We start from the raw sequence: 15,391 nt of genomic DNA on the forward strand, positions 1-15,391 counted from the left end.
TCAGTCGAAGATCGACGCAGTGTCCCCGGGCGCGGCGCCTTCCTTGGACGTGCGCAGCTCGTAGTACAGCGAGGCGACGCCGGCGGCGACGATCACGCCCTGCAGGCCGTTCACCAGCGACGACGCGAACACGAAGACGATCAGGCCGGCCGACATGGTTGCGTCGTTCAGGCCGAAAAGCCCGCTGGACGACACGCCCAGCGGCAGGCCGACCGCCTGGATGACGACGCCCAGGATGAAGCTGACGATCATGTAGAGCACGAACAGGCCAAGGATCGCCCAGCGACGGCCGCGGGTCAGGTCGCGGCTGCGCTTGAGGCTGCCGAAGACGCCGAGCTTCTCGACCACCAGCACCGGCGCGGATACCGCCCACATTAGGCTGACGATGACGCCCGGCACGATCAGCAGGATCAGGCCCAGCCAGATGCCGAGCGCCGAGACGATGGCCAGGCCGATCAGCGGCAGCAGGAAGCGAACGCCGGTCGAAACCGCTTCGCGGGGCGCGACCGGTGCGCCGTTCAGTCCGCCGATGGCGGCGCGGACGACGGCGCCTTGCAGGACGACGCTGCCGAGGGCCGAAAGCAGAGAGCCGCCGGCGATCCAGAGGCCGAATATCGGATCGCCCGCCCATTGCAGGCCGATGAGCGTACCGACCAGCAGCGGCGCGCTCACCAGCGCCAGGGCGCCGACGGCGAACAGCACGCCGTTGGCGGCGATGACCTGGAAGGTGCGCTGGATCACCCGTCCGAAGTCGAAGGCCTCGCCGACGGGTTCTTGAGCAGACATGAAGAAAAGCCCCCAGAATCTAAGACTGGCGAGACCTTAGGGGCTGGGCGTGGCGGCGCAACCTCTGCTTTTGCCGGCGCCGCATGATGCCTTCAGGGTGTTGATTCCGGCGTCAGGCGGCCGAGCGCAGGAAGCGCCCCGCGCGCTCGCCGACGACGGCGCCGCCGCTGAACGCCAGGGCGCCGTTGACGAACACGTGCTCGACGCCCTTGGCCGGGCGGGTGGGGGCCTCGTAGGTGGCCTGGTCGATGATCGCCTCGGCGTCGAAAACCGTCAGGTCGGCCCTCATGCCCGCGGCCACCCGGCCGCGCCCGGCCAGTCGGAAGGTATCGGCGGCCAGGCCGGTCATTTTGTGCACGGCCGCCTCCAGGCTGATCAGCTTCTCGTCGCGGGCGTAGTGACCCAGCACGCGCGGAAAGGCGCCCCACAGGCGCGGGTGCGGGCGCTTGTCGTGCGGCAGGCCGTCCGAGCCGACCATGCAGCAGGGGTGGGCCAGGATCGAGCGCATGTCGGCTTCGGCCATCTGGAAGTAGCTGGCGCCGCCAGGCATCAGCCGCTCGGCCGCCTGCGGTTGGGTCAGCTCCCAGTCGGCGGCGATCGCCGCCAGGGTGCGGCCGGCCATCTCCGGATGCGGCTCGGACCAGTTGACCAGGATCTCGACCTCGCCATCGGCCAGGTCGGGCCGGATGATCGTCGAGCCGGCGGTGTAGGGGTAGCAGTCCAGGTGGACGGGCTGGCTCTGCCGGGTCCTGTCGATCAGGCCCAGGGTTTCCGCCGCCCGGCCCCAGTTGCGCACGCCGGCGCACTTGTGGTGCGACAGGATCAGCGGTGCGCCGCTGGGGGCGGCCGCGGCAAAGGCCTCCTTTAGGGCTTCGATGATGCCCTCGCGCTCGTCGCGGATATGGGCGGTGTAGACGCCGCCGGCCTCGGCCACCGTCCGGGCCAGGGCCTGCAGTTCTTCCAGGTCGGCGGCCCAGGCCGGGGCGTAGAACACGCCCGAGCTCAGTCCCAGCGCGCCTTCTGCCATCGCCTCGCGCAGCAGGGCGTCCATCGTCTCGCGCTCGGCGGCCGTGGCGGCGCGCTCCAGGTCGCCCATGCATAGCATGCGCAGGGTCGAGTGGCCGATCAGTGCCGCCACGTTGACGCGCGGCGCGGCCGCCTCGATGGCGCGGCGATAGTCGGCGAAGGCGGCATAGGCGAAGTCCTCTCGCGCGCCCAGCAGGTTGAACGGCTCGGCTACCGCCTCGTCGAAGCGCAGCATCGGCGCCGAAATCCCGCAGTTACCCGCGATAACGGTCGTCACGCCCTGACTGATCTTGGGCAGCATGTCGGGCTGGGTGATGCAGACCAGGTCGTCGTGGGTGTGCACGTCGATGAAGCCCGGCGCCACCACAAGGCCCGAGACGTCGATCGTCCGGGCGCGGCCGGCCGGCAGCGATGGGCCGACCGCGACGATCGTGTCGCCGGCCAGTGCGACGTCGGCGACGAAGGCCGCGCCGCCGCTTCCGTCGATGACCGTGCCGCCCTTCAGGACGATGTCGGGGGCGGGGAGGGCGCTGGCCATGGCGTGCGTCAGGCTGCTCAAGGAACGTTCACTCAGAAAAAGGTCTTCAGGCCGCCCAGCACCGCATAGGCCTCGTCGACCTCCAGCAGCACCGACCACTTGTCGAAGGTCGTGCAGGGGTGGGAGATCTCGAAGCCCAGGAGGTCGCCGACGGCCAGATCGGAGTCGGGGGCGATCGTGAGGAAGCCATGCTGGTCGGCCAGCTTGGCGGTGACCACGCCGTCGATATTATGCGCCGTCTGATGCAGGCCCGGGCGGAACCAGCGGCGGGCCGTCGGCAGGTGAATGTCGAACGAGACGTCGCGCTTGCCCATCATGACCATGGCTATGTCCGGCTGCGGGCGCGAGATCACCCGCGTCCACACCTCCAGCGCCGGGCGCAGGCGCGGCGGGGCGCCGACGGCACCGTGAACCTCCTGCCGGGCGTCCATGCGGCTCAGGAGCTCGCGATAGAAGCCGCTGTCGTGGGTAACGTAGCAGCCGCTGCGCAGCACGATCGTCGCGCCGGGCGCCTCGCCGGCCAGGGAGCGGGCCACCAGGTCGTAATAGGCCGAGCCGCCGGCGGTCAGCACCACCTCGTCTTGGGCGTAGAGGCTGTCGGCGCGCAGGGCGCGGTGCAGGCCGATCAGGCCGTCGAGATAGGCGTCGACCTCCGTGGCGTCGCGCACGGCATGGTCGCTGAAGACGAGGCCCTCGTAGCCCTCGACGCCGTGCAGCTCGACGCCCGGCAGGTCGCGGATCAGGCGGGCCAGGGCCAGGCCTTCGTCAACCGATCGCACGCCGCAGCGACCGTCGACCATGCCCAGCTCGATCAGCAGGCGCGCAGGCGGCGCGTTCGGGGCCGCGGCGAAGACCTGGGCGATCCCCCTTGCGCCGGCCTCGCCGTCGACCAGCACATAGACCGGACGCTCGGGGGCGGCGGTGGTCAGGTCGCGCAGGGCTTCGACCTCTGCGCGGCCCACCAGCTGGTTGGCCAGGATCAGGCGCGGCGCGCCGATTTCATGGCACAGCTTCAGCTGAGTCATGGTCGCGGCCGTCAGGCCCCAGGCGCCGCCCTCGATCTGCCGCGCCAGCAGTTGCGGGCACATGGTGGTCTTGGCGTGCGGCGCGAGCTTCGCGCCCGCCGCGTCGACATAGGCCTGCATGACCGACAGATTGTTGTCGATCGCGGCGCGCTTCAGCACCGCGGCCGGCATCGGGATGTCGCCGCCGAGCAGCGACAGGCCGCGGCCAGCCAGGTCGCCAAGGGTGCGCACCGAACCGTCCAGCGGGACGGCCTTGGTTCCGGGCGCGAGGACCAGGGCGTCGAGATCGGCGGGCGACATCATCGGCTTCAGGCCTGCGGAACCAGGGCGATGACCTCGATCTCGACCTTGCAGTCGACCATCATCGGCGACTGCACGCAGGCGCGGGCAGGCAGGGCGTCGCCGAAATAGCTGTTGTAGACGCGGTTGAAGGCGTGGAAGTCGCGGGCGTCGTCCAGCCAGACATTGGCTTTCACCACGTCCTTCAGGGTGCAGCCGGCCTTGGCCAGGATGCCGACGATGTTCTCGATCACCTTGTGGGTCTGGGGCACGACGCCGCCGTCGACCAGCACGCCGTTCTCATCCATCGGCACCTGGCCCGAAACGAAGACGAAGCCGTTGGCCACGGTGGCCTGGCAGAAGGGCAGGGCGTTGCCGCCAGTGCCCGTGGTGGCCGCGCCGATGCGTTGGATGGACAAGGAAATCTCCTGACTCAAGGCCCAGTTCAGACCTTCAGGAGCCACGTCGGATGTAATCGTGTCAACGAAAATGTAGCAAAACTATCATTCCTGATGTGGGTGCGCGCTCTGCCTTGATTGCGGGGCGAGATCGTTGCCGGTATCAGTCGTCGGCTAGGCGCAGTTTGGTGAAGGGGTCGGGGGATGAATCAGTCTGAAAGCGCCGTGGACGACGGCGACCTGATCCCGCGCATCGAGGCGATGATGGAGTCGATGACGCGCTCCGATCTCAAGATCGCCAAGCTGATCCTGAAGTCGCCGCACGAGTTCGTCCGCGCCAGCGTCCGCTCGGTCGCCACGGATCTTGGCGTCAGCGAGCCGACCGTCCTGCGCTTTTGCCGCACGATCGGCTGTGAGGGCTTCAAGGACCTGAAGTTCCGCCTGATCCAAGAGCTGGCCCACGCCCAGGCCGTGACCGACCAGCGCGAGCGGGCGGCGCGGCCCGCGCCAGCCAGGGCCGAACCGGTCGCTGCTTCGGGCGCCGACGCCGCGGTGGCCGATCGCCTGTTCGAGACCATTATCGACGCCTTGGGCCGCACTCGGGAAACCTTGAACGAAAAGGACTTGCAGGCCGCTGCCCTGGCCATCGCCAAGGCAGCACGCGTGGTGGTGTACGGCATCGGCGGCAGCTCGGCGGCCTTGGCGAGCGAAATCCACAACCGTCTGTTCCGCCTCGACGTGCCGGCCATGGTGTTCACCGACGGCTACGCCCAGCGGATGTCGGCCGCGATCCTGTCGCCGGGCGACGTGGCGGTGTTCCTGTCCTCCACTGGCCGTCCGCGAGAGCTGCAGGAGAGCATGGAGCTGGCCAAGCACTACAAGGCCGTCTGTATCGCCATCACCGACGCGGACTCGCCGCTCGGTCGCGACGCCGACATCTGCCTGCACGTGGGCTTGTCGCCGTCGGGCGTCGAGGAGTTCCAGCCCAACCCCATGCGCTTCGCACAGCTGTTCGTCATCGACCGGCTGGCCTATGCGGTGGCGGCGTCCCTGGGCGAGCGGGCTCACCAGATGCTGCGTCGGGCGCGTGGCAGCGTCGCCTGGCTACACGGTATCGCGCCCCAGCAGCCGATCGGCGACTGATCCGAACGCGGCTTCGCCATGTGGCGGGGAGGGGTGTCGGTGCTGTTCTTCGTCGTGCGGCGCGCAGATGCTTGTAGGCGTGGCGTCATCGCCTATTCGGTCGCTCGGAATTCAAACTTCATTTGATAGTGGTCTCATGTGGTCCGCGTGTGCGCCAGAGGTTGCTCGCGCCGGTTTGAAAGCGGGTATTTCATTGGCGCCATGTTTCTGGGCGCCGTTCTTGTCATTGAAAAATATGAGTCTTTCTGAGGGCCGTGATGCCGTCATAGGCAGCTCTTTTATGATTGCTACATAAATGAATGTTTTGTGATTGACGTTATGTGGGGCCTGTGACAATCCTTCTTGCGTCCTGAACAGGGCGAGAAATGAAGGAGACAGCGCGGTTCGCAACAGTATCCGCGCATGCTTGTCCGACATTCGAAAACATAAAGAGCATCCCTGTGCGAGCAGGGAAGTAATAACACTTACCTGGAGTCGGGTTCAGTGAGCGCCACCAGTGCGCCCGGGCTCGAAATCCACGAGCAAGGGGGCTGGAAGTTGTTGAAATTGAATCGCCGAACCTATGCCGGCACGGTCTCGGTTATGGCGCTGTTGTCCTGGGGGGCGATGGCCAACGCGGCTCAGCAGGCGCAAGCGCCCGCGGCCGAGGGGGACGCCACCGTCTCGGAAGTCGTCGTCACCGGCTCGCGCATCGCCTCGCGCGGCTTCACCCAGCCGACGCCGACCACCACCGTCACCGCCGAGGATCTGGAAAAGGCCTCGCAGCCCAACGTCTTCCAGGCCATCGTCCAGATGCCGGCCCTGCAGGGCAGCACCGGCAAGACGGTCTTCGTCAACAGCACCAGCAGCGGCATGCAGGGGCTCAGCTCGTTCAGCCTGCGCGGCCTTGGCCCCATCCGCACCCTGACCCTGCTGGACGGCCAACGGGTCACCCCCGCCAACATCAACGGCGTGTCCGACGTCAGCCAGTTCCCGCAACTGCTGATCAAGCAGGTCGACGTGGTGACCGGCGGCGCCTCGGCTTCGTACGGCTCGGACGCTATCGGCGGCGTGGTCAACTTCGTCACCGACAAGACCTTCGAGGGCTTCAAGGCCCGTCTCGAAGGTGGCGAAAGCAAGTACCGCGACAACGACACCTTCGTGGCCCAGGCCGCCTTCGGCGACGCGTTCATGGACGACCGCCTGCGCGTCATCGGCAGCGTCGAGTACAGCCGCGAGGCCGGCGTCCTGGCCGGCGGCTTCGGCGAACAGCAGGCCGGCGGCCGTGACTGGTATGAAACCCCCGCCATCCAGGTGCGCCCGCTGGCCTCGACCACCGACGGCCTGCCGCAGTACCGCGTCATAAAGGGCGCCCAGCAGATACAGTACGCCAAGTACGGCCTGATCACGAACGGCCCGCTGCAAGGCATCGCCTTCGGCCCGGGCGGCGCGCCCTACCAGTTCCAGTACGGCTCGGGCGGCGCGCCCAACGGCGCCGGCGGCGTCACCGGCTGCTTCGCCCCGTTCTGCGTCGGCGGCGATCTGTCGGGCGGCATCGGCGCCTCGCCGACCCTGGCCGCGCGGCTGAAGCGAAAGGTCGCCTACGGCCGTGTCAGCTACAAGTGGGGCGACGACGACGAGATCTACCTGACCACCAACTTCGCCCAGGTGAATTCGCTCAACCAGCCCAATGTCGGCGCGGAGCGCACGGGCCTGACCATCCAGTGCGAGAACCCGTTCGTGCCGGCCGCCATCCGCACGGCCTGCGCCAGCAACAACATCACCAGCTTCCAGATGGGCACCAGCAACGGCGCCTTCGGTCCCATCGACGTCAACGTCAAGCGCGAGCAGGAACGCTTCGTGCTGGGCGCGACCGGCAGCCGCGAGGTGCTGGGCACGTCGTGGAGCTATGACGCCTACTATGCCTACGGCATCAACCGCATCAGCATCGACGTCGACAACATCACCCTGACGCCGCGCTACAACGCCGCCATCGACGCCATCGCCGGTCCGAACGGCACGGTGATCTGCCGCGATCCGATCGCCCGCGCCGCAGGCTGCGTGCCGCTGAACATCATCGGCAACGTCACGCAAGATCCGGCCGCCCTGGCCTACGTCATGCCAGGCAACGGACCGCGCCAGCGCTCCAAGCAGAACCAGTCCGTCGCCGCCTTCAACGTCACCGGCGAGCCCCTCCAGTCGTGGGCCGGCCCGGTCGCCATCGCCGCCGGCCTGGAATGGCGCGAGGAGAAGTACAAGACCATCGGCGACCCGTATGGCGACGGCGCCACGGCCGACAACGGCTACACCGACGACTACAAGGCCGATCCGCTGCTGCGCGTCGCCGGCAACAACTGGTACGCCGGCAACTATCACGGCGGCCACGGCTCCTATAACGTCGTCGAGGGCTATATCGAGGCCAACGTGCCGATCCTCCAGTCGGAGACCCTCGGCGAAGCAAACATCAACGGCGCGGTTCGCCAGACCAAGTACAGCACCTCGGGCAACGTCACGACGTGGAAGCTGGGCGGCGTCTGGAAGACCCCCGTGCAGGGCCTGCGCCTGAGGGCGGTGACTTCGCGCGACATCCGCGCCCCGAACCTGGGCGAGCTGTTCGCGCCGCCGGTCGTGACCAACGCCACCGTCCTCTATCGCGGCACGGCGGTGAACGTTCTCCAGGAGATCGTCGGCAACAGCAACCTGCGTCCCGAGATCGCTCGCAACACCGAGGTCGGCGTCGTCCTGGCCGAGCCGGCCTGGCTGCCGGGCTTCAGCTTCTCGGCCGACTATTTCGACATCAAGGTCGACGGCGCCATCAACTCGCTGGCCGCTCAGGACCTTGTCGACCTGTGTGTCGCTGGCAACCAGGAGATCTGCGGGGCGATGCTGCTGACCAGCACCCAGCCCAACACCAACTTCGTGCGGGTGCAGGCCTTCAACGTGGCCACCATGCGCACCAAGGGCGTCGACCTGGAGGCCATCTACCGCAAGAACCTGGAAGACTGGGGCCTGCCGGGCACGCTGTCGATCCGGGCCCTGGCCACCCACGTCATGAGCTTCAAGACCACCTCGGGCGTGCTGGGCACGATCCCCGTCGAGAGCGCCGGCGTGAACCTGTCGAACACCCCTGACTGGAAGGCCACCTTCAGCCAGACCTGGGCGCTCGACCGTCTCAGCCTGACCCTCTACCAGCGCTGGATCAGCGACGGCGTCTACAACAACGAGTACATCGAGTGTCAGACCAACTGCCCGGTCTCGACCGTGCAGCGCCGCACCATCGACAACAACAGGATGAAGGGCGCGACCTACGTCGATGTTGGCGGCACATACGACGTCAACGACAACGTCACCGCCTACTTCAAGGTCGACAACCTGTTCGACGAGGATCCGGTCGCCGCGCCGACCACCAACGTCAGCCCGGGGGTCAATCCCTACCTCTACGACACCATCGGCCGGATGTACCGCGCGGGCGTTCGCCTGCGGTTCTGACCGCCAAGCTGGGGCGCGCTTCTGCGAGCGCGCCCTTCACCGGCCGCGAAGCCACTCCCTCCCCGGTAAGCGGCCGGGCCTCAGCCCCAAGGCGGATCCCCTGCCTTGTCCGGCTTTAGATTCCCCGGCGCCACAAAACCCCACGGCGCCGGGGAATCGCTCTTTCCTTCCCGCAGCGGAGCGAAACGTCGCCCGCGTGCTCTAGGGTGGTGGCTTGGTCATGATGGTGCTCGCCGTTGTCGCGCTGATCGCGCTGCTGGTCGTGCTGATCGCCTGGGGCAAGGTCCCGCCATTCCTGGCCTTCCTAGTCGTGGCGCTTGGCGGGGCTGTGCTGTTCGGCATGCCGCTGGCCCAGATCCCCAAGTCCCTGGAGAAGGGCGTCGGCGACATGCTCGGCGGCCTCGTCGCCATCATCTGCCTGGGGGCCATGTTCGGCCGCGCCATCGCCGACAGCGGCGCCGCCCAGAGCATAGCCCGCGCCCTGATCGGCGCGGTCGGCCTGCGCTTTATCCTCTTTGCCATGGCCATGACCGGCCTGATCGTCGGCATCCCGCTGTTCTACAGCGTCGGCTTCGTGGTCATGATCCCGCTGATCTTCTCGATCGCCAAGCGGGCGAACCTGCCGCCGGTCTATGTCGGCCTGCCGCTGCTGTCGGGCCTGTCGGTGGCCCATGGCTACCTGCCGCCGCACCCGTCGCCGGCGGCCCTCGTCACCCTGTTCGGGGCCAGCACGGGGCTGACTCTCGGCTATGGCCTGATCGTCAGTCTCGCCGCCCTGATGGTGGGCGGACCGCTGCTGACCCTGGTGCTCAAGCGCGTGAACCTGCTGCCGCTGGGCGGACCGCCCGCAGACTCGCCTTTTGGCGCCGAGGAGTCCTCCGGCGCCAGGGCACCCGGGCCGATCAACAGCTTCACGACCGCGCTCCTGCCGGTAGTGATGATCGCCGCCACCACGGCGCTGCTGGTCGCTTTCAAGAGCCCGTCGCCGACCCACGACCTGATCGGCTTCATCGGCAATCCCGCCGTCGTCCTGACCCTTTGCCTGATCTACGCCACCGTCAGCCTGGGCGTGCTGCGGGGGATCGGCATCCCGGTGCAGATGCAGCGCTATGGCGACGCCCTCAAGGACGTGGCCTCGATCCTGCTGATCCTGGCCGGGGCGGGCGCGCTGAAGCAGGTCTTCGTCGACAGCGGCGTCAGCGCCACGCTGGGCGGCTGGCTCGGTTCGCTGCCGCTGCACCCGCTGGTGCTGGGCTGGCTGATCGCCATGGTCATCCGCGTCGCCCTCGGCTCAGCCACCATCGCAGGCCTCACCGCCGCTGGCCTGATCCAGCCGGTGATGGCGACCACGGGCGTCGACCCCAACCTGATGGTGCTGGCCATCGGCGCCGGCAGCCTGATGTTCTCGCACGTCAACGACCCGGGATTCTGGCTGTTCAAGGAGTATTTCGGCCTGACCCTGAAGGAGACCCTGCTGTCCTGGACGGTGATGGAGAGCGTGGTCGGGGTCGTCGGGCTGATCTGCGTGCTGGGGCTCAGCCTTGTCGTCTGATCGCGCCATTCATCGTCGAGCCTTTCTCGCCGGCGCGGTCACCGCCGTCGCCACGCCCGCAATGGCCCGCGCCGCCGACGGCTGGTCGTGGCTGAATGGACCGCGGACCTGGGCCTGGAAGGACGGCGTCCTGGTCTGCGAGGCCGGGGCCGGAACCGATTTCTGGCGGCGTACGGCCGGCGGCCCGCTGATCGACAACGGCCATTTTTGGTTCCTCCGCCAGGCCGGCGACTTCGAGATGACCGCCGACCTGGCCGGCGACTACGCCGCCGACGCCGACCAGACCGGCCTGATGCTGCGCGTGGCGCCCGACCTCTGGATGAAGACCGGGGTAGAGCGCCTGGGCGGGCAATTGCACTCGGCCACCGTCTTCACCCGCGACTGGTCGGATGGATCGTCGCTCGTGATCCCCACCGCGCCGTCCGTGCGGGTCAGGCTGCGCCGCTCGGGCCAGACCCTGTTCTGCGCCCACGCGGTGGGGCAGGGGGGCTTCGTCGACACCCGGCTTGGCCACCTGCCGATGCCGGACACGGTCGAGCTGGGGGTCATGGCCGCCTCGCCGGCCGGCAAGGGCTTCGAAGCCCGGATTTCAAACATAACGATCAAGAGTCTCTGAAAAGAGGCCGCTGGGAGCTGACCATGCCTTTCGCCCTCCGACCCGCCCTGGCCGCCGTCGCGCTGGCCGCCGTGCTTCCCGCGCCGGCCCTGGCCGCGCAGGCCTTCGCCGTCACGCCGGCCCCGGCCAAGATTGCGCCGGCCCACGGCTCCCTGGCCCTGCGCGCAGGCGACGCGGTCTGGATCGCGGCCGGCGACGCGGAAGCCAGGATCGCGGCCCAGTGGCTGGTCGACACCCTGGCGGCCACGCGCGGCGTACGCCTTTCGATCAGGGAGGGCGAGCCGACCGGCTCGGGCGGCGTGGTGCTGTCGCGCGGCGGTCCGGCTGGCGAGGCCTACGTCCTGGACGTCTCGTCCCAGCGCGCGCAGATCCGCGCCCAGAACAAGGCGGGCCTGTTCTACGGCGCGGTGTCGCTGTGGCAGCTGGCGGCGCAGGAAAAGGCCGGCGCGCCCGTCCGCGTGCAGGCCGTGCGCATCGAGGACGCCCCGCGCTTTTCCTGGCGCGGCCTGATGCTCGACAGCACCCGCCACTACCAGAGCCTGCCGACGATCAAGCGGATCATCGACGGCATGGCCAGCCTGAAGCTCAACACCCTGCACTGGCACCTGACCGACGACCAGGGCTGGCGCTTGGAGATCAAGAAATACCCCAACCTCACCGACCACGGCGCCTGGCGGCGTCCGGCCGGGGCGGCGGGCTACAAGGCCTCAGGCGAGGAGGTCCGCTACGGCGGCTTCTACACCCAGGATCAGGCGCGCGAGATCGTCGCCTACGCCGCCGCCCGCAGCATCGTCGTCGTGCCCGAGATCGAGATGCCAGGCCACGCCCAGGCGGCGATCTCCAGCTATCCGCGCCTCGGCACGCGCCCGGCCGCCGATCGCGTGATGGCCGACTGGGGCGTCTATCCCGACATCTTCAACGTCGACGACGAGACCTTCGCCTTCCTGGAGGACGTGCTCGACGAGGTGATGGCGATCTTCCCTTCGGAATACATCCATGTCGGCGGCGACGAGGCGCTGAAGGCCCAGTGGGAGGCCAGCCCGAAGATCCAGGCCCGCATGAAGGAACTGGGCCTGGCCGACGAGCACGCCCTGCAGAGCTACTTCATCCAGCGCATCGAAAAGCATCTCAACGCCAAGGGCCGCCGCCTGGTCGGCTGGGACGAGATCCTTGAAGGCGGCCTTGCCCCCAACGCCACGGTCATGTCCTGGCGCGGGCTGGAGGGCGCCGTCGCCGCCGCCAAGCAGGGCCACGACACCGTGCTGGCGCCGGGACCGGTTCTGTATTTCGACCATCGCCAGAGCACTTCGCCCGACGAGCCGCCCGGCCGCGGCAAGCTCTCGACGCTGAAGACCGTCTACGCCTTCGACGCCGAGCCGTCGGAGCTGACGCCCGAGCAGCACAAGCACGTGCTGGGCATGCAGGCCACGATGTTCAGCGAGCACATCCGCACCGACGAGCGGGCGGTGACCATGCTGTTCCCGCGCCTGGCGGCTCTCGCCGAAAACGCCTGGACCCCGCGCGAGCGGCAGGGCTGGGCCGGTTTCGAGGATCGCCTGCCGGCGACGCTCGGCCGCCTGTCGGACCTGGGTCTGGCCTACGACGCCGTGCCATTCGAGCCGCAGGCCACGTTCGACTGGCCCAGGGGGAGCCAGATCGGCGCCAGCCTCGACACCGGCCTGCAGGTCGGCGAGGTGCGCTACACCACCGACGGCTCCGAACCGACTGCGGCATCGCTGCGCTACGCTGCGCCGCTGAAGCTGTCGGCCGGGTCGCAGTTGAAGGCCCGCACCTTCCAGGGAAAGCATCCGCTGGGCCGTGTGCGGGCCTGGAACGTCACCGCCGACACGGCGCTGACCCGTCGTTCACACCAGCTGACCCGGTGCACCGAGGGCCTGATCCTCAATCTCGAAGACGATGGGGCCAATGCCAAGGGCGAGCGCGCGACCTTCCTGCTCGACATCCTCAACCCGTGCTGGATCTGGAAGGACGCCGACCTCTCGGCGGGCGCAAAGCTGACCGTCACGGTCGGCCAGCTGCCCTACAACTTCCAGCTCGGCAACAAGCTGGAGCCGCTGCCGGTGCGGCCGCCCTCGCGTCCCGAGGGCGAGCTTGAGGTGCGCTTCGGCTGCAAGGGGCCGCGCCTGGCGACCGTGCCGCTGACGCAGGCGGCCAAGAACTCGGCGCTGACCGATATCGTCGTCGACGTCCCGCCGCGCGGTCTGGGCGACATCTGCTTCACCTTCGCCAGCAAGGCCATCGAGCCGATGTGGGCCTTGCACAGCGTGCGCATCACGCCAGGCATGGTGGCGAAGGCTGACTGAGGCTAGCTCGTCATCCCGGGCGAGGGCCGGGATGACGAGCGCCTTGGCGGCGCCGGGAGGGGGCCGAGGCGCCGCCGGTCGGGCCTGTCCTAGAACAGCGCCCGCAGACCCAGCACCACGTTGCGCCCGCGCAGCGGGGCCGAGGTGCTGACGAACGAGGCGTGGTTCAGCGCGCGCTCGTCCAGGAGGTTGGTTCCGCGCAGGAACAGCTGGCCGATCACCGGACCCATCGGCAGGTCGTAGGCCACGGTGGCGTTGACCATGTTGTAGCCCGGGGTCTGGCTTTCGAAGGCGGCGATGCGGTCCTGGTCGAAGACCCGGACATATTCCACATTGCCGCTCCAGGCCCCGCTCTTCAGGTCGCTGCGCGCGCCCAGTCGTCCCGCCGGAACGCGGGGCAGGTCGCCGCCGCCGTCCTTCAGCTTGGCCCGCACGTAGTCGCCGAACGCGGTCACAGACAGCCAAGGCTTCAGTTTCTGGGTCAGTTGCCCCTCGATGCCGGTGAAGCGCGCGTCGTCCTGGGCGTAGCGCACAAGGCGGAAGTCCTCGTAGCGGTCCAGCGTGTCGGCATAGATGTAGCCGTCGTATTCGTAGCGATAGACGCTGGCCGAGAAGGTCGTCGACCCTTGCGTCTTGCGCAGGCCCAGCTCGACCGAGGCGGCGGTCTCCACGTCGAGGTCGGCCGAGCCGATCTCATAGGTGTTGGTCGCCAGGTGCACGCCGCGGGCATAGAGTTCCTGGGCGCTGGGCGCGCGCTGCGAGCGGGCGACCGACAGCGAGGCCACATAGCCCGGCGTGAAGGTCCAGCTCGCCGCCGCCGAGGCCGAGAACGGCTTGTGCTCGGCGTCCGCGCGGCCAAGCGCGCTGGCGTCCTGCCATTCCTGGCGAAGGGCGCCTTCGAAGCGCCAATCGCCGGCGACATATTCCTCGACCACGAACAGCGCCGTGGTCTTGGTGCGGCTCTGCGGGATGAAGGCCTCCTCACCGACGGCCGAGAAGTCGCTCTTGCCCACCTGCACGCCGACCACGCCGCGCACCCCGCCGATCGGCGCGTGCTGGGCCTCGATGCGGGCGTCATAACCCTCGTTGCCGAAGGTGGTGGCGATGACGCCTTCCTCCTTCTCGTGGTGGCGATAGTCGGTGTAGCCGGCCCGCAGGCGGATACGCTCGATACCGGCGAACGGGTCGTTGATCTCGCCGCGCACGTCCAGCCGCTTGCTCAGCAGGTCGACGATCGGAACGCCGTGGTCTTCGCCCTCATGGTCGTGATCGTGGTCGTCCTCGTCGCCGTGATCGTCGTGGCCGCCGCAGTGCAGGGTCGAGCCGTGCGGGTGGCAGGACTCGTACTCGTGAGTGTGGCCTGGCAGGCCGTATTTGCTGTTCTGCTGGGTGTAGGCCGCGCCCAGATAGCCGCGCGAGCCGATCCACGAGAGGCCCAGGGTCGCCGTCGAGGTGCGGTTGAACGAGCCGGCCACGGTCGAGCTGTCGAAGTCGGGAACCTCGTAGTCGTCGGTCCGACGCTCGGCCGCCTCGATGCGCACCGCGAACTGGCCGACGCCCGCCGTCAATCCGACCACGCCGGCCCGCTCGTTGTCGGCCGAGCCGAAGCGTACTTCGGCCACGCCGTCGCCGCCCAGCGGCGGGATCTGGGTGGGGATCTTGCGGTCGATCAGGTTGACCGCACCGCCGATCGCGCCGCCGCCATAGAGCAGGGCGCTGGGGCCGCGCAGGATTTCCACGCCCTCCAGCAGCAGGGGCTCGCCCGAGACGGCGTGGTCGGGCGAAACCTCCGAGGCGTCCATCAGGGCCGCGCCCTCGCTAAGCACCTTCACGCGCGGGGCCGTCTGGCCCCGGATCACTGGCCGGCTGGCGCCGCCGCCGAAGGTGTCGGAGTTGACGCCCGGAATACCGTTCAGGGTCTCGCCCAGCGTCGACTGGCGGCGCTGCACGAACGCGTCGCCGTTCAGCACCGCCACGCTGGAGATCACTTCCTTGCCCGAGCGGCCCAGCGGGTCGGCGGTGACCACCACGCCCTCGACGTCGGTCCCGCCCGGACCCGATTGTGCCGCCAGCGCCCAGGTCGGAGCGACCAGCGCCGTAAGGCTGCCGGCGGTGAGAAGGATGCTTCGAAGTTGCATGGAACGCTGACCCCATCTAACAATAGTCTAAGGTCAACTATGTTATAACGTAACAATAAGCAACCCACGGTGGGCCTATTTTTCATCCAAACTGGTTG

The 15,391-nt window shown here is 68.4% G+C and carries 10 protein-coding genes; 5 read left to right on the forward strand and 5 right to left on the reverse strand.

Annotated elements, in window-relative coordinates; all coding sequences use genetic code 11:
- The 4 genes from DDF67_RS24845 to DDF67_RS24860 form a co-directional block, all read right to left on the reverse strand.
- Nucleotides 1-786 carry a YciC family protein gene (locus tag DDF67_RS24845; RefSeq protein WP_109455406.1) on the reverse strand — a complete coding sequence of 262 codons (786 nt, stop codon included), beginning with the start codon at nt 784-786 and terminating at the stop codon, nt 1-3.
- A 112-nt stretch (nt 787-898) separates the two neighbouring features.
- Nucleotides 899-2,371: an N-acyl-D-amino-acid deacylase family protein gene (locus DDF67_RS24850; protein ID WP_233247765.1), complete on the reverse strand. Its 1,473-nt coding sequence runs from the start codon at nt 2,369-2,371 to the stop codon at nt 899-901.
- 11 nt (nt 2,372-2,382) lie between these two features.
- Nucleotides 2,383-3,675: a type III PLP-dependent enzyme domain-containing protein gene (locus DDF67_RS24855; RefSeq protein ID WP_158278117.1), complete on the reverse strand. Its 1,293-nt coding sequence runs from the start codon at nt 3,673-3,675 to the stop codon at nt 2,383-2,385.
- A gap of 8 nt (nt 3,676-3,683) precedes the next feature.
- On the reverse strand, nt 3,684-4,073 hold the full coding sequence (locus DDF67_RS24860; RefSeq protein WP_058347523.1) for a RidA family protein: 390 nt from the start codon (nt 4,071-4,073) through the stop codon (nt 3,684-3,686).
- Nucleotides 4,074-4,256: 183 nt separating this feature from the next.
- Between DDF67_RS24860 and DDF67_RS24865 the strand changes: the two genes are divergently transcribed.
- The 5 genes from DDF67_RS24865 to DDF67_RS24885 all read left to right on the forward strand — a co-directional run bounded on the left by DDF67_RS24865 (nt 4,257) and on the right by DDF67_RS24885 (nt 13,155).
- On the forward strand, nt 4,257-5,195 hold the full coding sequence (locus tag DDF67_RS24865) for a MurR/RpiR family transcriptional regulator (protein ID WP_109455408.1): 939 nt from the start codon (nt 4,257-4,259) through the stop codon (nt 5,193-5,195).
- Nucleotides 5,196-5,741: 546 nt separating this feature from the next.
- Entirely contained in the window at nt 5,742-8,663 is a 2,922-nt protein-coding gene (locus DDF67_RS24870) for a TonB-dependent receptor domain-containing protein (RefSeq protein ID WP_233247766.1), read from the forward strand.
- 223 nt (nt 8,664-8,886) lie between these two features.
- A complete protein-coding gene (locus DDF67_RS24875) occupies nt 8,887-10,215 on the forward strand; it encodes a GntP family permease (RefSeq protein WP_109455478.1) in 1,329 nt (442 codons plus the stop codon).
- The gene (locus tag DDF67_RS24880; RefSeq protein WP_146198095.1) at nt 10,205-10,831 is read left to right on the forward strand and encodes a DUF1349 domain-containing protein; all 627 of its coding nucleotides are present in this window, start codon (nt 10,205-10,207) and stop codon (nt 10,829-10,831) included. Before DDF67_RS24875 ends, DDF67_RS24880 begins: the two co-directional genes overlap by 11 nt.
- A 23-nt stretch (nt 10,832-10,854) precedes the next feature.
- Entirely contained in the window at nt 10,855-13,155 is a 2,301-nt protein-coding gene (locus DDF67_RS24885; RefSeq protein WP_109455411.1) for a beta-N-acetylhexosaminidase, read from the forward strand.
- Between the two features lie 89 nt (nt 13,156-13,244).
- Here the strand turns inward: DDF67_RS24885 and DDF67_RS24890 are convergent, their stop codons facing one another.
- Complete coding sequence (locus tag DDF67_RS24890; protein WP_109455412.1) at nt 13,245-15,293, reverse strand: TonB-dependent receptor domain-containing protein; 2,049 nt, start codon at nt 15,291-15,293, stop codon at nt 13,245-13,247.
- Between the last annotated feature and the right edge of the window lie 98 nt (nt 15,294-15,391).

The sequence above is a fragment of the Caulobacter endophyticus genome, assembly GCF_003116815.1.
Classification (GTDB): domain Bacteria; phylum Pseudomonadota; class Alphaproteobacteria; order Caulobacterales; family Caulobacteraceae; genus Caulobacter; species Caulobacter endophyticus.